Genomic DNA, 20901 nt, shown 5'->3' on the forward strand with positions numbered 1-20901 from the left:
AGATTTGAAATGAGAATAACAGAGATAGTAAGGGTTTTTTTCCGTCCCAATAAAGAGGACTTGGTTAAGTATCCTTTTTTTAGAAAGCATTTCTCTTGGCGTGTTTTTGCTGATCGAATATATTCGAAACCGCAATATGCAAATGAAAGAACGGACGAGGATCTCCCGGAGCGCTTGCAGTGGATAAGGCGTAGGCATTTTATTCTGCTAGGCGATAATTGGTTGGATCATGACAGTAAAAAACCTATTGCCATTCTGTGGAGTTTTTCTGCTTGGAAACGGGAAATAATTTCGAATTTTTTGCCTGAGTACCGAGTGGCAATACCGCGTCAGAAATACCCCTTTTTTCTTAACCTCTATTCTTGTTGGAAAGTTAGAGGTGAAGGTGTTGTTTTTGTGGTGTGGTCTTATAATGAACCACTGAAGGCTAAAATTATTGCTCGGCTAATGGGCTTGAAATTTCTTCGGATGGAGGATGGTTTTATTCGCTCAGGTGACCTGGGCGTTGAGCATGCCTTACCAGAGTCATTGGTGCTGGAAAAGAAAGGTATGTATTTTGATGCGCATCATGTCTCAGACATCGAACAGATAATTAACGACTTTGATTTTGATGCTGAAGATGGAAGGAAGCTATTAGATAAGGCGCAAGGGCTCATAAAAATTGTAAAAGATTTGGGGGTTACTAAATATAATCTCCGAACTTATGAGGCTGCGACACGTTTATTGGGGCCGCCGCTGAAAAAGCGCATATTAGTTCTGGGGCAAGTGGAAGTTGATGCTTCGATAGGTTACGGGAAAGCTGAGGGCTGGACTAACGCCCTACTTTTGAAACTGGCTATCGCGGAGAACCCAGGGGCTGAAATAATCTACCGTCCCCATCCGGACGTTGCTAAAGGGTTAGCGCGATTCATTAGACGTATACGTCCGAACACTCTTCCTTCAAATGTTTATATTCTAGATAAGGCAGAAGTGTCTTTAAGAGAAATATTTGACTTAGTGGATCATGTATACACCATAACCTCCTTAAGCGGTTTTGAAGCACTTTTACATGGCGTCAAAGTGACAGTGGTAGGAGCGCCGTTTTATGCGGGCTGGGGTCTCACAGATGATCGTCAGCAACATCCCAGGCGGCAAAAAAAATTAACTTTAGAAGAGCTTTTTTGCTGCGTCTATTTGCTGTACCCTCGTTATAGAGGTAATTCGACAACACCAGATAAATTAGTTGGTCTTCTAAGTGCCATTTTTTCCGTAACAGGTGCTTCGGAAGCATCGCTCGCGAAACGAATGAACAATGACTTAGAAGACTCTGAGGTTGCTAAATTGTTCGGGTCGCGAAATTGGCCTGTTCTCTTAAGTGAACGTCATCGCACGAAAATTAATGAACCAAGTTTCCGGAAAATCATACAGTCTGTAGGAGGGTACCATTTGGTGCTTGGTGCGGGAAGAGCAGCCCGGACAATGATGGCGTATATTTTTGCAGGTCTAATTAAAGAGGATGCAACACTAGATGTTTTCCTGAAGAACATAAGACCTTTGATGCATTCCGATGACTTTGGTGCCCTTATCGCTGATTTATGGAAAATCAGGCCACATCCTTTACTCATGGAGCAATGGACTTGGTACGTCAATAATGTAGATGATAAAGATCATTTACACGAACTGCTTGAAGAGGTTTCTTTTAAGAAAATACCTGAGAGAAGCCACTCTGAAGTGGAAGAACCCGAGGTTTATTTCTCGCTTGCTGTTCAATACATAGAAGATAGAAAAATCACAGAGGCTGAGAGAATACTCAAAGATTGTGCTTTAATGGGAATCTTTACGAAAGAGATATTATGGCATTACGCTGAGGTTATGCGTCTGAGGTTTGACTTCCTTTCAGCAGCATATCTTTTGAAGTTGCTCACTCGTTCGGACTTCGAATGGAGGAAAGGGACCGCATTTGCTCAGCTTGCAATAGCGAGTAATTTAGCAGGCAATAGAGTGGATACTTTACACGCTATTGCTGTATTATCTCGGATTAATAGCGAGAGGCTAGGAGCCGCTATGGCTGTGGAAGGTGATCTTTACGAAGATTACGGGCCTCTACCTTTGTCAGGCGCTTTTATAGCGGCTGAAGATACAACAGCAAGCAGAGGAGCTCAAAGTCTAAGACGGGCCCGAGGCCTTATTTTGAGTGAGCAACATGTAGAAGCAGAAAAACTGCTACGTAAATCCTATGATAGAAATGTAGATCAAAGAAGGTTTACGTTTTTACTGTCACAGTCTTTGAGCTTTCAAGGTAAGCTGGAAGAGGCTAAAAAGTTACTTTCTCGTCATCTGGATGAGTCACCTTCCCCTCAGCTTTTCTCTGAGGCACTACGTGTTTCAATTATGAAAGGTGATTATATCTGGGCTTCAGACTTGCTTCAGCGTGCGGAGTCTATGGACTTGGAAGTTGCTGAGGTCAACCAACGTAAAATTTTATTGGGCTTAGGACAAATTGGCGAGTCTTATAGGAGTTTTCGACGTGGTAAGGCCAGCATAAGGCTTCGAAAATACTTGCCAAGTAGCTATCTTCAGTGCGCCACAGCAATTAATGAAAGCGGGGCTGATAATGTGATAGTTATATCATCTTCTGGTCCTGGTGACGAGATACGTTTTGCTAGTATGTATAGGTCAATAGTCAGTCTATTGGAGAACCGGAGTGTATGTTTCACTTGTGATCCCAGGTTGTTAACGCTATTGAAGCGTGCCTTACCTGAACTGAATTTTTTACCGACTGCACGAACTCGCTCTCTCTCTAGAAAAACCCCATTATCAAATTATACGGATTTACCTGGGTCGGATTTGCATGTATTTACTGATAATGTTGGTTGGCATGCAATAAAGGATGCCGCTGCTGTGGCTCTTGATACCGATCTTCTAGGTGACGTCATTTCTGATTACTCATCGTTTAATGGTAAGGCTTACTTATTAGCCGATCCTGATAAGGTAAATTACTATCGGCCACGTTTTAGTAAAATTAGCAAGCCTATCGTCGGCATTAGTTGGCGGAGCAGTTTGACTACACATAGTCGAAACGAGCATTATTTAGAAATTGAGCAGCTCATGCCTATTTTTGAATTGGAAGGCATACAGTTTGTTAATTTACAATATGATAACTGTCAAGAAGAGTTGGCTAAGATAGAAGCACGCTTTCCAGGCCGTCTTATTGATCTGACAGGGGTTGATCAATACAATGATTTCGAATCGGTTGCCGCATGTATGTGCAGCATGGATTTAATAATTTCTCCTGTGACTACGGTAACAGAGCTCGCCGGAAGTTTGGGTAAACCAACGTGGTTATTATCCAACTCGTCTGAGTTGCATTGGAGGAAGAGACCAATTGATGGTTTAGATGTGTGGCACAGTTCCATACGCCATATTGAAGGAGAAGTGCTAGGTAACAAAGACTCTCTTGTAAAACAACTGAAGATCGCCCTAATGGAGTGGCGTAATAATTTTAACTAGGAAGATATTATGTTTAACAATAAAAGCATTTTAATTACTGGTGGTACTGGTTCATTTGGTATGCGCTATGTGGAAACGATTTTAAAACGATACAAGCCCGCTAGGTTAATCGTTTACTCGCGTGACGAGTTAAAACAATACGACATGCAAAAAAACTATAATCATGAAAGTATGCGCTACTTTATTGGTGATGTTCGAGACGGCGAGCGCTTGAAGACTGCCATGAAAGGGGTTGATTTTGTTATTCACGCTGCCGCGCTAAAGCAAGTGCCGGCTGCAGAATATAATCCGATGGAGTGCATCAAGACTAATATTCACGGTGCTCAAAATGTAATTAATTGTGCGTTGGAAGCAGGAGTGGAGCATGTCATTGCTCTATCCACAGATAAAGCAGCCAACCCAATTAACTTGTATGGCGCTACTAAGTTAGCTTCTGATAAACTTTTCGTGGCTGCAAATAATATTGCAGGCCGGGATGGCACACGTTTTGCTGTTGTACGTTATGGCAACGTTGTAGGGTCGCGCGGGTCCGTAGTTCCATTTTTTGAGAGTTTATTGGCTCAGGGTAAGCGGACACTGCCAGTAACTGATGTAAGGATGACTCGCTTCTGGATTTCCTTACAGCAAGGTGTTGACTTTGTTTTAAAAAATTTCCAACGGATGCAGGGTGGCGAAATTTTCATTCCGAAAATACCTTCAGTCCGTATTACTGACCTTGTTTCGGCTATGGCCCCAGAAGCGGAAATGGATATTATAGGTATCCGACCGGGAGAGAAGTTGCATGAAATTATGTGCCCCGCTGATGACTCCCATCTGACATTAGAGTTTGATGATCATTACGTGATCACGCCGACCATTAGTTTCCAGGAACGGGTATCAAGTTATGACACCAATTTATTGAACGAAAAAGGTGTGGCAGTGGAGCAGGGGTTTGAGTATAACTCTGGGAGCAATCCTCACTTCTTCTCTGTGGAAGAAGTTAAGGACTTTAATACGAAGGCTTTGTTAGGACAAATATAATGGAAAAAGGTGCGGTGGTTTTGATACTGGGAAATACCGGCTTACTTGGTCAGGCGGTGGAACAATATTTTGCTTCGTGTGGCTACCATGTGGTCGGGGCCTCCAGAAACAGTCCTACCGTACCTGTAGATATTTCCAATCGAGCAGCTCTAGCGAACTTGCTTAATGATCTGGGTCCTGATCTTGTATTTAATTGTGCAGCGCTAATTGATATTGAGCAATGTGAAAAAAATTTTGAACAAGCTTGGGCCATAAATGTATCTCCTGTATTGGAGCTGTCACGTTGGGCTCAGTCTACCAAACGCCGTTTTGTACACATATCTACCGATCAGTTTTTCACGGGAGAGGGGCGGTTGGCCCACTCTGAAGAGTGTCCAGTTACTTTGCTTAATAATTATGCAAAATCGAAGTATGTGAGCGAACAAATAGCTTTATCAAGTGGTAATGCCCTAGTTCTTCGTACTGCTATTATTGGTATACGTGGATGGGAGAAACTGACGTTCGCTGAATGGGCTCTGGATGCTGTTTTGAACGATAGAGCTGTTAGGCTATTTGAGGACGCATTCACTTCTGCAATTGACGTTAATTCCTTCGTAAAGTTTGTTCATGTGCTATTGTGTAAAGATGAAGTAGGATTGTTTAATGTGGCGTCTTCACAAGTTTACTCAAAGGCCGAGTTTGTTTTTGAGTTGGCTAAACAGTTAGGTAGGCATCTTAGCCAGGCTCAAGTTGGGAGTGTTAGAGAGATGAGTTCTCGGCGAGCAGATTCCTTAGGGCTGGATGCAAGTAAAGTAATGTTGTCTACTGGAAAGACACCCCCCTCCCTTGAGGAAGTGGTGGCTAATGTTTTAAAGCAATATTCAGGGAGAATTTAATATGAATTATAATTCGGTTTTTTTTATAAATGGTCGTAAAATTTCATTTTCTGATCCAACTTATTTTATTGCGGATATTGCTGCAAACCATGATGGTGATTTAGAAAGAGCCAAAATGCTGATTCATTTGGCTAAAGAGGCGGGGGCCGATTGCGCAAAATTTCAGCATTTTAAGGCATCTGGTATTGTGAGCGCAGAGGGGTTTGAGGCGATGGGAAACCAACTCTCTCATCAAGCGAAATGGAAGAAATCCGTCACGGAAGTATATGATCAATATCATACCCGCAGAGAGTGGACTTCTGTGTTAGTGGAGACAGCACGTGAAGTTGGCATTGATTTTATGACAACTCCCTACGATATTGAAGCTATAGATATGTTCTCTACTATCGTTCCTGCATTTAAAGTTGGATCAGGAGACATAACCTTTCGTGAAGCTGTTGTTCGCATGGCCGAGACCGGAAAACCAGTTTTGCTTGCTACTGGTGCTTCTGATATGGAAGATGTAATAGCTGCCGTGGAGATGATAGTTAATGCTAATCCAAATATATGCTTGATGCAATGCAATACAAATTATACTGGCAGCGTAGAGAACTTTAAATATGTGAATTTGCAAGTTTTACCAACTTTTGCTGAGCGCTGGCCAGGGATGATACTGGGATTTTCTGATCACACACCGGGACATTCTGCGGTTTTAGGAGCAGTAACATTGGGAGCTAGGGTTGTTGAGAAGCATTTCACAGATGACAATGATCGTGAAGGACCGGATCATAGCTTCGCCCTTAATCCTAAGACTTGGCGAGATATGGTTGACTCCGTCCGCGAGTTAGAAGCTGCACTTGGTGATGGTATCAAACGCATTGAATCGAATGAGCTCGAGACAGTGGTAATTCAAAGAAGGGCTTTGAGGCTTACAAGAGATATTCAAGCTGGTGAAGTACTTTGCTCTAATGACCTTGAAGCATTGCGTCCCTGCCCAGAAGGGGCGATAACACCTATGGATGATTTAAAGGTGATTGGCCGTAAAATTCTGCAAGATAAAAAGAAAGGAATGGTGTTGGCGTGGACCGATCTAGGCTAATTATTATTCCTGCTTACAATGAAGAGAAAACTATTGGCGAGATAGTTTGTAAGGCTAAGGTTTATGGAACTGTACTTGTAGTTGATGATTTTTCTTCAGATAAAACTGTAGAGATTGCTCGTGCTTCTGGAGCTGAAGTTCTCGTGCCTTCTAGTAATGGAGGGTACGAGAATACGTTAAATAGAGGTTTCACCTACGCACTAGAAAAAGGCTATCAAAATGTTGTAACTATAGATGCGGATGGAGAACATGAGCCATCTTTGCTTAATGACTTTTTTCATGTGTTAGAAACAACTCACTGTCATTTGGTTTTAGGTATACGTCCTCGAAAGCAAAGACTTGCTGAGGTAGTGATGGGTTATTATTTTAATTTTATTTTTGGTGCTAAAGATATACTTTGCGGTATGAAAGGATACAGTATAGTCGCACTAAGAAACTCTGAATTGCCTGGCGGTGCGGGCATAGGCACTGCAGCCGCCGTTCATGCATTACGTAAGGGAGAGGCATTTCAGCAGATTGACGTTTGGGGGAAACCTAGAGTTGACTCACCTCGATTCGGCAATAGGATAAGAGGGAATATAAAGATATTCAAGGTTTTTTTTAATATTATTTTTAACACTACTAGTGCTGGTAAATAATGAAAACCGTCGTTATTCTTCAAGCTCGTTTCTCGTCCACTCGACTGCCAGGTAAAGTGTTGAAAGTGGTTCGTGATCAATCTATTCTTGGTTGGATGATTAGGTTATGTAAGCTGATTGATGGTGTTGATGAAGTGTGCGTGGCAGTACCTGAAGGTGCTGTTCATGAAGGGGTTGCAGCTGAGGCGAGGCGTTTGGGGGCAAGCGTAGCGTATGGGCCTGAATATGATGTTCTGGCGCGCTTTTTAATAGCAGCGAGACAGACCAATGCTGATATCGTCATGCGGATAACTACAGACTGCCCTCTAGCGGACCCTGCCATTGCTTCAGATTTACTTAGGATTTTCAAAGAAGATCAAGCTGATTACGGTAGCAATAATGACCCATTTTCGTTTCCCCACGGCTTGGACTGTGAAGTTTTCACTCGTAGTGTTCTAGAGCGTGCGGCGGATGAAGCCAAGGATCCTTACGAGCGTGAGCACGTCACCCCATGGATGAAAAAAAATGTACATTTAAAGAAAGTTCATTTGCATGGTCCGGGTGGTGAGATGGTTTCATGGCGGTGGACTGTAGACACTCCAGATGATTTGGAATTTTTTGAGGCTGTAGCTAAGCATTTTGATCATGCACCCGGCTGGAAAGAAATAGTGGCAGTACTTGAGGCCAATCCAGAACTGCATGACTTAAATAGAAACAGCCGTTCCAGAGGCTAAGCGTATGTAAAAACACCTCTCTGAATGTGACTGACTGGACTTAGATAAAAGCTGAAGGTTTTCTTCGAGAACCAAGTTCGCAATACGCTAAATTTCTTTTGTCGAGAATACGGAATTGGTTTGGCTGTAATGCCCCGACGATATTTTGATCCTGTGATGCTCGCATAAATTACATGAGCGAAGTTTCATCGGGGTATTCTGTGAAATTCAAATTTTTATCAGCCCTACCCATTTGGCTGAGGAGGATTTTCTGGCGATGTATGACAACCTAGAAAGTCTGTAGGCAACATTATGATTAGAAATTTTTAATTGCTTGCCTAGTACAGGTGTTTTTACTTTTCTAGCAGTTTATCTATCGAATTAATTATTGCATGCTGAATAGCGACATCGGTGTAAAAACCGCCGTTGATCTGTGTCTGTGATATTACTACGTCGCGAAACTTTCGGAATAGTTTCACATCGGGTTTTGCCTCGGTATGCCAGAATTGCTCAAGCTCCCCTTGGAAGGTTAGGCCGGGGATAGAGTAAATGGCCTCTCCTAACGTAATAGTAGGGCAATTATGTACCAGGGCTGAGCCGCCGACCGTACTGTTAACAGTGACGACTCCTTTAGTTACATTTAGCAAGGCCGGAGTATTGCCGCTTTCAAGAAAAAAAACCCTGCCTTCTATGTCTAATTGTCGTGCGGATATCCTCAGTTGGCGGCGATAGTTGACCATGCCTGGGTCTAAAGGATGTATCTTAACTACTAAGCGACTGTGTTTAGGAGCTGAGCGTGCAAAAGATTCTAGTACATGCAGCATGGCTGCTAGCATGCTGCTAAAAGGAGAGTGGTGCACAATTTGAGCATCGCTAGCTAGCTGCAAAGGCAATAAGTAAAAAGGGTGTTTTCGCGCTTCTTCAATCACTTGTGCCTGAGTGCGCTGTGACTCGGTGCTGTACCATAAAGTACGAACGCCCCTACCCACGTAGTTTATATACTCTCTAACAGGGTGATAGGGCACATGGCTTTTTACCCGGCTATGTAAAAGGGCATTTGCACCGAACCAAAAGTTATAGCCTATGTCGTAAGCAGCCCGTTTCCAGAAGGGGGACTCAAAAGATTGAACGCTGGCGAAGTGTGTCACCTGTAGCGCTTGCTGCCGATACCAATCTGGGTCTTTGGGGAGGGTGGAGTTGCCGTTAACGCCGTCCCTCTCTAGGGTAATCCAAAAGGGTCGGAAGTAACCCTCTTCAAACACATGTACGCGTATGCCTAGCTGTTTGGCGAGTTCTATGCCAGGGCTGTGTACCGGCCGGCAGTCGCCAAATAGCACAATGTCGCTAATGCCATGTTGTTCATATTGTTTGGCGTAGAACTCCGGCAGGGTGTCCATGGGGCCCCTAAACGTTGCTGCTTGGCCGAGGCGCCAATATACGCTGTCGCCCACGTTAAAGTTAACCTTGCGCACCACTTGGCCCACATTGCGCAGGGCCAAGCCCAACTGCCGAAAGAAGGGTGAGCACACACCCTGCAGAAAAAGAAAGCGTTGTTGGCTCATCCGCGCACCACGAAGCCGGCGCGCGCCCATAGCTTGATTGTGTGCCATTGGCGCTGGGCGTAATTCATGCGTACGGCGTTCAGGCCGCCTTGGGCCAATAGGGCTTGGCGCCGCTTCACAATTTGCATGATGGCGGCTTCACAGGTGGTAAAGCCTTTTAAGGTCCAGTCCCAATACAAGGGGTAGTGCAGCAAGGTGCCGGCCACCAATTCGTCTAGTGTCAGCGTACGCCCGCGGCGTGTAGGGGCAAAGCTTAGGCGGTCTTGGGTGAGCCCCCAGCCGGCGTAAAAGGGCCGGCCGTACACCACCACTGTTTTTCCCCGTAGCAAGGCGTCAAAACCCGAAAGCGAGGTCATGGTGTGTACTTCGTCGCAAGCGCTAACACAGCTTACGATGGAAAGCTGTGTTTCTATGGCGTTGGCGTATTGCAGGGCGGCTTGGCGGTGTACTTTGCCGGCGCGGTTGCGCACCATCACGTCGGGGTGGGGCTTGTAAACAATAAAGGCGTCGGGGCAGGCCTGCCGGGCTTCGCGCAGCAAGGCCAGGTTGCTGCGTATGTCTTCGCAGCCATGGCGTATAGAAGCATCGTCTTCTACCTGGCCAGGCACCAGCACCACGTGTTGATCCGCTTGCAGCCAGTCGGGCCGTGCATTGGGCTCTGTATTGTATTTGGTGATGTCGTGCTCTACGATCAACCCTCGAACGCGTGCGGCGCGTTTGTAGTCTTGGGGTTGAAAGGGCTGCGTATTCAGCAGGTTTTCCAAGTCGCTAGGCTGGCGCGGGTCGAAGTAAATGCCGCTGCTATCCAACACCAAAGAAAGGGGGGGTACGAAGTCTGACCCTAGACCTATTGAACGTATGAAACCGTCTTCCATGCGTAGCAGTGTGGCGCCGCTTTGTGCGGCTAATTCCACCAGATCCGGCTTAGGATCGCCTCCCCAGCTGATCAATCGGTCTTGGGTGCAAGGCTGCAGTTGGGCGGCTTTATGGGCATTTTTGCTGAAGTGCACCTGTTTTTGGCTCATTGCCATAAACGGACCTGTAATCTCAGCTTTCCAGCGCCGGTATCCTACACCTATGCTACGCCCACCCATCAGGCCGGCCATTTTGCGTTGGCGTACCAGCCATTGAATCACGTCGAAAATAGTACCGGGTTCAAAGGTTTCTGGGTTTAAGTAGCGCGTGTAGTGCAGGTAGGCGGCGGCAAATAACTCGGCTACGCTGCGCCTTCTGTTACGGCGAGTGCTGGTGATGCGGTCGTCTGTGGCGCCCCAGCCGGCATACCAAGGCAGGCCAAAGCAGCTTACGGGTACGCCTGCCAGCAAGGCTTCAAACCCCAGCTGCGAGGTTACTGTGTACACCCTGTGCATATGGGGCAGCAAGCTTAAGGGGTTAACGGCATCACGCAAAATAATGGTGTTTTCGTCGCCCTTTAAGTTTGAATAATAGCCTTGCTTATCGCCCCGGCTAACCTCGGGGTGGGTTTTGATATACAGGATGGCATTGGGGTTTTCGATGCGGGCGGCCTGCAGCATTTCGGCAAAGGTGTCTTCGCCGGCCAGGCCGTAGCGTATGGCGGCGTCGCCCCGTGTTTGGTCTACCAGCAGTATGCGGCGCCGCTCGGCATCGGCGCCGGGCAGCTGGGCCAGATCGGGCGCCATATTGTATTTGCTTAGGCGCTCTTGCAGTATCAGTGCAGAGGCTTGAGCGTGGTCGGCGCCCGGCCCGGTAAACACGTCGGCTTCTGAGGCCAGCAAAATTTCTAAAGCTGAGGGCTGCGTGGCATCGTAATAAATGCCTTCGGTATCAACAATTAATGAAAGTGGGGGGTGGGTAGCACCAGTACCATAAGAACGTAGGAAGCCGTCCTCTAGCGCCACAAAAGGTAGCTGTAACTTGGCGGCAGCTTTTTTGGGCTCTATAAGCCATAGGCGGCGTCGACCCCATCCAACAATTGCCCGCACATTCTTGCGCTTAGCTTGTTGGGGTAAGTGCAAGCGAACAACCTCCTCACCTAGAAGAGCGCTGAGCCCTGGAATTCTAGAGAGCTTGTCGGAAAATGTGCCTATCAAATCGTGCTACCTTTACCGTTTACAACAGCGCCGATACTGTGCGTATCGTTTCCTGAATCTGTTCCTCGGTGTGGCGACAGGAAATAAAAAACCGCAAACGCGCCGACTTTTCGGGTACGGCGGGGTACAAAATGGGCTGCACATTAATGCCGTGTTCGAACAAAGCGCTAGACAGCCGGGTGGCCTTAAGCGAACTACCCGTTATTACCGGCACCACGGCCAAACCCGTGCTGCTACCGGTGTCTAGTCTGGCAGCCTTGGCTTGTTCCAGGAAGTAGCGGCCACGCGCTTGCAGGTCGGCCACGCGTTGGGGCATTTGCTGCATGCGCTGCAAGGCCGCTAGCGAAGCCGCCGCCACGCTGGGGGGCATGCCTACACTGTATAAAAAACCAGGAGCTAGAAACTTCAGGTGTTCTATCAGGGCGGTTTCGCCGGCAATATAGCCGCCGCAACCAGCCAAGGTTTTGCTTAAGGTGCCCATCCAGATGTCGACATCGCCGCCGGCAAGGCCAAAATGCTCTCGTATGCCGTAGCCTTTGGCACCCATTACGCCAAAGGAATGGGCTTCGTCTACCATCAAAAAGGCGCGGTGGCGGCGTTTGACCTCTACAAAATGGGGCAAATCGGGGTAGTCGCCGTCCATGCTGTAAATGCCTTCCAGCACGATCAGCACGCGTTCGAACTGATGGCGTTGCTCTTCCAGAATACCGTCTAGCGCTTGCCAGTCGTTATGGGGGAAGGGCAGGCGCCGCGCCCCGGAAAGCTGTATGCCTTGCAGCACGCTATTGTGGATGAGCTCGTCATGCAGCACCAAATCGCGCGGGCCAAACAGGTGGCCTATGGTGGTTACGTTGGTGGCGTGCCCGCTTACCAGGGCAATGGCGTCGTCTACTTCGTAAAGTTCGGCCAGGGCACGCTCTAACTCTCGGTGTATGGGGCGCTCGCCCGAAACTAAACGGCTGGCCGAAACCGATGTGCCGTAGCGGTCTATGGCGTCTTTGGCAGCCTGGTTTACCTGGGGGTCGCCCGACATATCCAGGTAGTTATAGCTGGCATAGTTAATGTAGGGCTTGCCGCCAATTTGCGTGGTGCTGCCGGCCGTGCCTTCGTGCAGCTTGAAGAACGGACTGCTTACCCCTAGCTTGGCGGCGCCGTCGTTAATAATGCGCAGCTGCTGGTAGCCGGGGTGCAAATGAAAGCGGTAGTGCTCTTCTGGCGTTTCGCTGGAAGCATTACGCGCTACCGGGGCAGGCGCGGGCTGCTGCAGCTTGCGCTCCAGGGCCCGTTGTATCAGTTTGTCTTTTAAACCGGCGGTCAGGCCGGGTAACTTACCTTTGGTTCTATGCACAATAGACGCTTAATGAATCATACGTTGCGGTTGGCCCGCTTCGCCGTTTTGGATTTCTTCGACGAATGCCGACACGCTGGCCGCAGACACTTGCACGTCGTGGCTGGCGACCACTTGTTCTACCGCTGCGGTAACGGCTGCCACCGGTTTCGGGCTGTCATCACCCCGCAGCAGCACTACCAAGCGTTGCGCCAGTTTTTCTACCGTGGGGCTTTCGTTCAGCGCCATCACGGGCAGCCGTATGCCAAAGCGGTTTTCCAGCGCCACTACCAGTTCTACACCCATCAGCGAATCCAGGCCCATATCGTAAACAGAACGTGTAGGGTCGATCTTGTCGGTGGGCACTCGCAGAATTTCGCTGATTTCAGCCTTCAGCATATCGGCAAAGCGCGGCTGCAGCTCTTCGTCGTTAAGCGTGGCCAGCAGGTGCGCCACATCGTTAGATTGTGCATCGTCGTCGCCCCCCGCGTCGGCATGGCGAGCCACTTCTGAAAACTTGGGTGCATCGGCGCTGGGCAAAAAGCGGCTTAAGGCACGCCAATCCAGTTCCAGCACGCCCAGGCCGTTGGCATCTGCCAACAGCATGTCTTCCAGCGCTTGCAGGGCTACGGCCGAAGGCAAAGCGCCACCGCCCATACGGCCTTGCAGGGCGTCTTTGATTTTTTCGTTGCGGGCCAGGAAGCCCACGTCGTCGATGGCGCCCCAGCGTACGCAGGTGGCGGGCAGGCCTTCGGCGCGGCGTTGTGCGGCCAGGCTTTCCAGCCAGGTGTTGGCTGCAACATAACTGCTTTGCCCAGGGTTGCCGAACAGCGTGGTAGCCGACGAATAATAGATGCAAAAATCCAGTTCGGCTTCGCGTGTCAGGTCGTGCAAATGGTGTGCGCCCAGTACTTTGGCAGCCAAACCTTGCTCGATAAGGGCAGGGGTGGCGTTGCGGGCCAAGCCGTCGGCGATGACCACGGCGGCATGCACGATCCCTTTTAGCGGGGGTAAGGTGGCGGTGGTGTCTTGCAGCAATTTGGCCAGCGCTGCGCGGTCGGTGACGTCGCACGCCGCCGCATGCACGCGCACGCCGCGCGCTTCTAGCTCGGCAATGGCCTGTTTTGCGGCGTCTGTATTGGGGCCACTACGGCTAATCAGAATAAGGTTGCGGGCACCTTTTTCGGCCAGCCATTGGGCGGTACGCAAGCCAAAACCACCTAGACCGCCTGTTACCAAATACGAGGCTTGCGCTGGCAGGCTCAAGGTATGGGCTTGGCGGCTGGGCGCTGCCTGCGTATGCTTTATACCACTACGATAGGTGACCACTACCTTGCCAATCTGCCGTGCTTGCTGCATGTAGCGGAAGGCATCGACCACGTCGTTGGCTTCAAAGGCAGAATAGGGCAAGGGGTGTAGCAGGCCTTGCTTGAACAATGCCATCATTTCGGCAAACAGGCGTTGCGTCAGTTCGGGGCGTTCGCACATCAGCTGGTCGGCGTCTATGCCGAAGTAGCTGATGTTGTTACGGAATGGGCGCAGGCCTATGCGGGTGTTTTCGTAGAAGTCGCGTTTGCCTAGCTCAAGAAAGCGGCCAAAGGGCTTCAACACGCGCAGGTTGCGGTTAATGGCTTCGCCCGCTAAGGAATTCAACACTACGTCTATGCCTTTGCCATCGGTCGCCGCCAGAATTTCGTCGGCATACGAAAGCGAGCGCGAATCGTAGATATGCTGCACACCCATTAAACGCAGGAAGTCGCGTTTTTCGTCTGAACCGGCAGTGGCATAGATCTCGGCCCCGCAAGATTGCGCGTACTGTATGGCGGCAATGCCCACGCCGCCGGCGGCGCCGTGAATCAGGATTTTTTCACCTTCTTCCAGGCGGGCCAGGTAATGCAGGGCGTAGTAAACCGTAAAGAAAGTGCTGGGTATGGTGGCTGCCGCCTCGAAGGAAAACCCTTGAGGAATATGCGAAATAGCGCTGGGCTGCGTAATAGCGCGATCGCCAAAGCTGGCCGGGCCAAAACCCACGACAGGGTCGCCGGGCTGATAGTCGCTGATGTTCTTGCCCGTGCGCGTGACCACGCCCGAGAACTCCAGGCCCAAGGTGGGGCCGGCAAAACCGTTTTCTATGGCTTCGTCCGACAGTAGGCCCAGCGTATACATCACATCGCGGAAGTTCAGGCCGGTTGCCTGAATGCTGACTTCGATTTCGTCGTCGCCAGGAGCCGCGGCGGTATAGCTTTCCCAACGCAAATTGCGTAGCTGCCCGGGGAACTCAAAGCCCAGACGCACGGCCTGGTGTTCTTGCGTTTCGGTATGGTCTTGGGTAGCGGGGCGCGGCACTTGAAGCATGCGCGGCACATAGCGGGCGCCTTCTGCTTCCAGGATGACTTCGTCTTCGGCGTCGGGGTGGTTGAATTCTTGCGTTAAGGCGGGAGCCAATTGCACCGCCTGTTGGGCGGGCAGGTCGACCAGGCGCACGCGGTAATTAGAGGCTTCGTTGGCTAAGGTGCGGCCATAGCCCCACAGGGCGGCGTCGTTAAGGGCTGCCAAAGCCGTGCCCGCTTGCGCAGTATGGCGCAGGGCTTGCGTGGCGTCGGCTGTCAGCAGCCACAGCGTGGCGTCGGCGCCTACGCGTTCGCACGATTGCACCAAGGCGGCGGCCATGGCGCAGCGTTTTACCTGGGCTTGCATCAGGGCTTCGGCGCTAAGCTGCGCGTCGGGCGTGCCCCAGCCTGACAGATGCACCACGTCGTCCAGGCCGCCCAACTGTTGGCGAGTGGCCTTGAGCAGGGTGTCCAGGCCCGTGGTTTCGATATTCTGCGCAAGGCGGCAACGGTGGCCGGCTTCCAGCAGGTGGCGTTGCAGCACTTCGGCAAACTCCGCCGAAGCGCCTTCGGCATCACCCAGCAGCAATATGGCGCGTGGGGCGGGGGCTGACGCTTCGTCTGCCTGAGCCGACTGATGGGCTAGCAGCGCATAGGCCCCGGCACCGGCCTGCGCATTGAAGTCGATCAGGGCATCGCAATGCAGGCCCAGTGTTTGCAGCTGCGTTTGCCAGAATTCGGCAGACTGCTGGTTGGAAAGCAGTTGGCCGTCGGCCTCTTGCCACCAAGAGGTTTGCGCCCCAAAGACAAAATCGGCCCACTGCGAGGGGTAAGCCCCGAACAGCAGTAAGACGCCGCCGGGCTTCAGGCTGGCCAGGGTATAAGCCAGAGCCTGCTGGGCGTTTTGCAGTGTGTCGAACTCGCAATGGAAGAGGGCGAGGTCAAAGCGTTGCGCGTCGGTGGGCGTCGCCCCCTCAATCAATTGGGCGTCGGCGGGCGATTTATTTTCGGCAAACTGCTTTTGCACTTGTTCGGTAATGGCTGTCGAGCAAGAGGCATAGCGATAGTCGGCCAGATTGAAATCCAGCGTGTCTAGGCAGTCAGCGCCAAACAGCGGTAACTCGTTGCCCACTTCCAGTACGGCCAGGCGTCGGCCTGGGGGCAGACTGTTTTGATTGGCAGCCAATACGTCTGCCAATGTTTTGCTTAGGCGCTGGCTGATGGCCGCGCCGCGCATCAAGCGGTTGATGACGGCAGGTGTCACGGCAGCCGGGCGTATTTCTTCGCCCGATAGCTGGCCCGCCAGTATGGCAGGCAAATGCATGCCTATGCGCCCGGCGGCGTGTACCGCAGGGAAGTAATCGGGGTATTCGCGCAGCAGGCTGTTCCAGATGTCGGTTGCCGAGGGCTCTGAGGCATCGGCGGGGTTCAGCTTCCAGCCTTGCTCTACGGATTCGGCATAACCCGCCGCTACAGCGCGTGCCACAATTTGCTGCTGTAAGGCGCTGATACCCTGGGATTCGGCTTCGTCAGGGTGCAGCGCTTGGGCGCTGACCAGGCCGTCTTCATCAGCCATTGCGCTCAGGGCTTCAAAGGCAAAGCGGTCGCACAGGCTTTCCAGCAAGGGGTCAACCTCGTGGCTGAAGCGGGCTTGGTCTGCGCAGTTGGCAGCGTCCTTCACCAGCGCTTGCAGGTCTTTTAGCAGGGCTGGCGCGTCTAGCGCGCTAGGCTGAGCAAGGTGGCCTAAAGGTTGGGGCTGGGCGACAAAATCCAGGAAACTCAGGTGATCGTCGGCCATCTTGCGCAGCCGTATGCTGCGGAAACGCGCTTCTTGTACGGCGGCGATTTGCACGCCATGTTCGTCATACAGCTCGAAATCGGCGGTTAAGGAATGCGGCGCGCGCCGGCGCAGACGGGCTCGGGCATAGCGGGGCTGGCCTTGGCCGGCATGCAGCACCAGGCGGCCCATTTTGGCGGGCACAAAAGCCATGCCTAATCCCATGGCGGGGTCGTCTTTCAGCAGGTGAATAATCAGCTGAAAGGCGCAATCCAGCAACGCAGGGTGTAAATGCGTGGTGGCAAGTTCTTCAGTCAGGCATTCATCGGGCCGGAAGGCGGCCAATACACTTTCGGGTGTTTCTTGCCAGCCATGCTCAATGGCACGAAACGCCGGGCCGTAGTCTAGGCCCACCATGCGCGTCAGGGCGTTGTGGTCGGCTTCGGTGAAATCGGGTTGCGTGGCGGGAAGCGACAGCTTGGGCTGATTCAGCAGGGCCGGGCCGGCTTCTTGCACCAGGCGCCCGGTCGCCTGCAGGTTCCAGGGGGTGTCGCTGCCTTGTTCTTTGGCATTGATACGAAAACGCCCGTCGCTGGCATCTAGCACCAAGCGTACGATTTTTGCCGGCGTGGGCGCCAACAGCAAGGGTGCGCGAATCTCTAGCTCTTCGACTTCGGCGTAGTTGCCGGTCTGCCATCGCAGGGCGGCGGCGATGGCCAGTTCGGCATACCCCGTGCCGGGAAACACTGTGGCTTCACCGACCACGTGGTCGGCCAAAACCGGGTGGCTCAGTGTGTCTAGATGACTTTCCCAGGTGTTTTCGTGTTGGCGCAGGGCATAACCCAGTAGCGGGTGCGTCAGTTCGCGCATCAACATGCCCTGGGTTTCGGGAGAAACCTGATGCCAGTAGCGTTCGCGCTGCCAAGTATAGGTGGGAAGCTCTACGTGGGCGCCGACGTGGGGGAAGAGAGTATCCCATTGCACCTGCGCGCCGCTCAGGATCACTTGGCCGGCGGCTACGCTTATGCGCTCGGGCTCGTCGCCGTTGCGGCTGGCGGTGACAATCACGCGGCCAACTTCATCGGCGGTTTTAAGAATGTCGGCCAAATACGAGCGCAGCACGGCATGAGGCCCGACTTCCACAAAGACAAAATAACCGTCTTTGATGCTGGCCAGGCCGGCGTCTTCGAACTGCACTGGGGCGCGAACATTACGCCACCAGTAATTGGCATTCAGTTCTGTACCGGCCAAAATGGCGCCGGTTACGGTGGAATAAAAGGGGATCAGGCCAGTACGCGGTGCAATGTCGGCCAGTGCGGTTTGTATGTCTTTTTCGACCGGGTCCATTGATGAACTATGGAAGGCATAGTCCAGGTCTAGGCGGCGGTGAAAAACGCTGCGGGCAGCCAACTCGGCTTCCAGCGCGTCCAGGCCTTCGACGCTACCCGCCACGGTCGCGCCACGGGCACTGTTCATACCGGCAACCGTTAACTGTGCGCTAAGGCCCAGTTCGTCTATAAGCGTTTGGGTTTCCGTACCGCTTAGGCCCACGGCGCTCATGCGGCCGCTACCCTTGGTTAAGCCTTGCAGGCGGCTACGGTGAAAAATCACTTTTACAGCATCGGGCAGCGTCAGTGCCCCGCAGGCCCAAGCAGCCGCTACTTCGCCTACGCTATGGCCCATGGTGGCGGCTGGTTTGACACCGTGGTGAGCCAGCATGCGCGTAATACCTACCTGAATGGCAAACAAAGTGGGCTGGGCGATCTCGGTAAATTCGTAGCGGTCGGCGGCGCTGGCAAACTCTTCAGCCAAAGAGAAGTTGGCATATTGATGGAAAATATCGTCAACTTCGGCTATCGCTTCAGCAAACACGGGGTCTTCCAGCAGGCGCTTGCCCATGCCGGCCCATTGGGAACCGTTGCCTGAATACACAAAGACCGGGCCGGCGCTGCCGGCTACGGCGGTGCCTGTGGCTACGTGCAGCTTGGATTCCACGCCGTCGGCTAATTGCCGCAATTGTTCGCTGGCTTGCTCGGCGCTGTCGGCAAACAATACCGCCCGTTGGGCATGCCATTCGCGGCGCATGGCCAAATGGTAAGCGGCATCGTACAAGCCTTGGGCGGTTTCACCACGCAAGGCTTCGCTAAGGCGGCCTGCCATGGCACGCATGGCGGCTTCTGTTTTGCCTGATACAAAAACAGGCAAGGGCGCTTGCGTGGGGGCTGGTACGGGTGCTGCGCTTTGTTCGGGCGCGCTTTCCAGTATGACGTGGGCGTTGGCGCCACCGAAACCAAAAGAGTTCACGCCTATGATCAGCTTGCCGGTGGGGCGCAGCGGACGGTTCTCGGTAACGATCTCGATGTTCCAGTCATCGAGCTTGATACGGGGGTTAAGCTGTTTGACGCCTATGGTGGCCGGCACCGTGCGATAGCGCAGGGCGTAAATGGCCTTGACCAGGCCGGCCACGCCGGAGGCGGTTTCCAGGTGACCCATATTGGTCTTGACCGAGCCTATGGGCAAGGGCTCGCCCTTGCCGCGTGCTTGGCCCAGGGCCCTACCAATGGCGTGGGTTTCGATGGGGTCGCCTACGGGCGTACCGGTGCCGTGTGCTTCCAGGTAATCGATATCGGCAGGTGTCAGCCCAGCGCGCTCGTAGGCCTGGCGCATAAGCGCCACTTGGGCGTCTATCGAGGGTACGGTCAGGCCGGATTTACGGCCATCGGTATTGACGACGGTGCCTGCTACGACGGCCAGTATGGGGTTGCCATCGGCAACGGCCTGATCGTAGTCTTTAAGCATGAACAGGCCGCCGCCTTCCGAGCGCACATAGCCATCGGCATCGGCGTCGAAAACGCTGCACTGGCCGCGCCGCGACAGCATGGTCGCTTTGGAAAAACCAATGAAACCATAGGGGTGCAGGTGCAAGCTGATGCCGCCGGCAATGGCTTGGTCGCATTCCCCGGTTTCTATGGCGCGGCAGGCCTGATGAAAAGCCACCATGGAAGACGAGCAAGCGGTATCCAGCGCAATGCTGGGGCCGCGCAAGTCGTAGAAATACGAGAGGCGGTTAGCCGCAATGCTGGCCGTATTGCCGGTGGCCATGGAGGAATCCACGGAAGCCAGGTCTTCGGCAATGCGGTAGGCATAGTCGGTACTGGCAAAACCCACGTATACGCCACAGGAACTGCCACGCAGCGACGAAGGCTTGATACCGGCGTTTTCTATGGCTTCCCAGCACAATTCCATCAGGACGCGCTGTTGAGGGTCCATCAGGCCGGCTTCGCGGGGGGAAATGCCAAAAAAATCGGCATCAAAACCGGAGATGTCGCCCAGCGTGCCAGCGGCTTTGGTATAGGTGGTGCCGGGGTGATCTTTGGCCGGGTGCACGTAGGCATCCACCGACCAGCGGTTTGGATCAACCTGAGTAATCAGGTTACGGCCGCCCAGAAGGTCGGGCCAGTATTGTTCAGTGGTGGTGCTGGGAAACCGGAAAGCCAGCCCAATAACGGCAACTCGCTTAGCCATGCAAACCCCTTTTTTTACTGCCCATTGAGCGAACTTGATTGCAACGTTTTTGTATTGGTGCAATAGCAGCTAATGCCCGCCCGCCCTCGGGACGCGAATAAGTTTTTATAAGAACCATCAAATAGAACAATTGATATCTTGGCTTACCGAATGGGCTTACCAGCAACAGAGGCCACTAGGTGGATTAACCTGTGATATCACCATAATACGCGCTTTGCCGTATAGAAAAATACGCCTTTTGGTGGACCCGACATTCCTTGACATTCGGAACCGCCGGCTCAGGGCTGATGGATTATATCGAATCCAAGATTACAAGGTTACAACTCCCCAGAAATAGGGGGACAGATGCTTGACAAATTGGTGAGCGAATAAAACTTTAGAAATATCAAAACACAAAAGATACAAATTGAATTATCTTAAATGGGAGATTGCATCTAATTGATTGCCGGGTAAACAAAATTAACGTTGCCAATAATCAAATCTTATTACGACCTTATTAAATACAGGTTTTGTGGG

Annotated in this window: 10 protein-coding genes; 6 read left to right on the plus strand and 4 right to left on the minus strand. The window is 51.8% G+C overall.

Going from position 1 to position 20901, the window contains the following annotated elements; genetic code table 11:
* The first annotated feature begins 9 nt into the window (after positions 1 to 9).
* Genes H0484_RS04600 through H0484_RS04625 form a run of 6 tightly spaced genes read left to right on the plus strand, consistent with a single transcriptional unit; the run spans position 10 to position 7813 of the window.
* A complete protein-coding gene (locus H0484_RS04600; RefSeq protein WP_226953273.1) occupies positions 10 to 3489 on the plus strand; it encodes a capsular polysaccharide export protein, LipB/KpsS family in 3480 nt (1159 codons plus the stop codon).
* 9 nt (positions 3490 to 3498) lie between these two features.
* Positions 3499 to 4509: a UDP-N-acetylglucosamine 4,6-dehydratase (inverting) gene (pseB, locus tag H0484_RS04605; protein ID WP_226953274.1), complete on the plus strand. Its 1011-nt coding sequence runs from the start codon at positions 3499 to 3501 to the stop codon at positions 4507 to 4509.
* Complete coding sequence (locus H0484_RS04610; RefSeq protein ID WP_226953275.1) at positions 4509 to 5384, plus strand: SDR family oxidoreductase; 876 nt, start codon at positions 4509 to 4511, stop codon at positions 5382 to 5384. Before pseB ends, H0484_RS04610 begins: the two co-directional genes overlap by 1 nt.
* Before the next feature lies 1 nt (position 5385).
* On the plus strand, positions 5386 to 6462 hold the full coding sequence (locus H0484_RS04615) for an N-acetylneuraminate synthase family protein (RefSeq protein WP_226953276.1): 1077 nt from the start codon (positions 5386 to 5388) through the stop codon (positions 6460 to 6462).
* Positions 6444 to 7100, plus strand: a complete 657-nt coding sequence (locus H0484_RS04620) for a glycosyltransferase family 2 protein (RefSeq protein WP_226953277.1) — start codon at positions 6444 to 6446, stop codon at positions 7098 to 7100. Before H0484_RS04615 ends, H0484_RS04620 begins: the two co-directional genes overlap by 19 nt.
* On the plus strand, positions 7100 to 7813 hold the full coding sequence (locus H0484_RS04625; RefSeq protein ID WP_226953278.1) for a glycosyltransferase family protein: 714 nt from the start codon (positions 7100 to 7102) through the stop codon (positions 7811 to 7813). Before H0484_RS04620 ends, H0484_RS04625 begins: the two co-directional genes overlap by 1 nt.
* A gap of 332 nt (positions 7814 to 8145) precedes the next feature.
* Here H0484_RS04625 and H0484_RS04630 read toward each other — a convergent pair whose 3' ends face one another.
* From H0484_RS04630 to H0484_RS04645, 4 genes are all read right to left on the minus strand, one after another.
* Positions 8146 to 9354 carry a capsule biosynthesis protein gene (locus tag H0484_RS04630; RefSeq protein ID WP_226953279.1) on the minus strand — a complete coding sequence of 403 codons (1209 nt, stop codon included), beginning with the start codon at positions 9352 to 9354 and terminating at the stop codon, positions 8146 to 8148.
* Positions 9351 to 11351 (minus strand): capsular polysaccharide biosynthesis protein, encoded by a 2001-nt coding sequence (locus tag H0484_RS04635; RefSeq protein WP_226953280.1) that lies wholly within the window; start codon positions 11349 to 11351, stop codon positions 9351 to 9353. Before H0484_RS04635 ends, H0484_RS04630 begins: the two co-directional genes overlap by 4 nt.
* Positions 11352 to 11445: 94 nt before the next feature.
* Positions 11446 to 12774 (minus strand): aminotransferase class I/II-fold pyridoxal phosphate-dependent enzyme, encoded by a 1329-nt coding sequence (locus H0484_RS04640; RefSeq protein WP_226953281.1) that lies wholly within the window; start codon positions 12772 to 12774, stop codon positions 11446 to 11448.
* A 9-nt stretch (positions 12775 to 12783) separates the two neighbouring features.
* Positions 12784 to 20385: a type I polyketide synthase gene (locus tag H0484_RS04645; protein WP_226953282.1), complete on the minus strand. Its 7602-nt coding sequence runs from the start codon at positions 20383 to 20385 to the stop codon at positions 12784 to 12786.
* Positions 20386 to 20901 lie beyond the last annotated feature (516 nt).

The organism is Mesopusillimonas faecipullorum, from assembly GCF_020539505.1.
GTDB classification, from domain to species: domain Bacteria; phylum Pseudomonadota; class Gammaproteobacteria; order Burkholderiales; family Burkholderiaceae_B; genus Mesopusillimonas; species Mesopusillimonas faecipullorum.

Coding starts and splice junctions, on each gene's coding strand:
- H0484_RS04630 (WP_226953279.1), bottom strand. CDS start 9,354: ATGAGCCAACAACGCTTTCTTTTTCTGCAGGGTGTGTGCTCACCCTTC.
- H0484_RS04600 (WP_226953273.1), top strand. CDS start 10: ATGAGAATAACAGAGATAGTAAGGGTTTTTTTCCGTCCCAATAAAGAG.
- H0484_RS04615 (WP_226953276.1), top strand. CDS start 5,386: ATGAATTATAATTCGGTTTTTTTTATAAATGGTCGTAAAATTTCATTT.
- pseB (WP_226953274.1), top strand. CDS start 3,499: ATGTTTAACAATAAAAGCATTTTAATTACTGGTGGTACTGGTTCATTT.
- H0484_RS04625 (WP_226953278.1), top strand. CDS start 7,100: ATGAAAACCGTCGTTATTCTTCAAGCTCGTTTCTCGTCCACTCGACTG.
- H0484_RS04645 (WP_226953282.1), bottom strand. CDS start 20,385: ATGGCTAAGCGAGTTGCCGTTATTGGGCTGGCTTTCCGGTTTCCCAGC.
- H0484_RS04610 (WP_226953275.1), top strand. CDS start 4,509: ATGGAAAAAGGTGCGGTGGTTTTGATACTGGGAAATACCGGCTTACTT.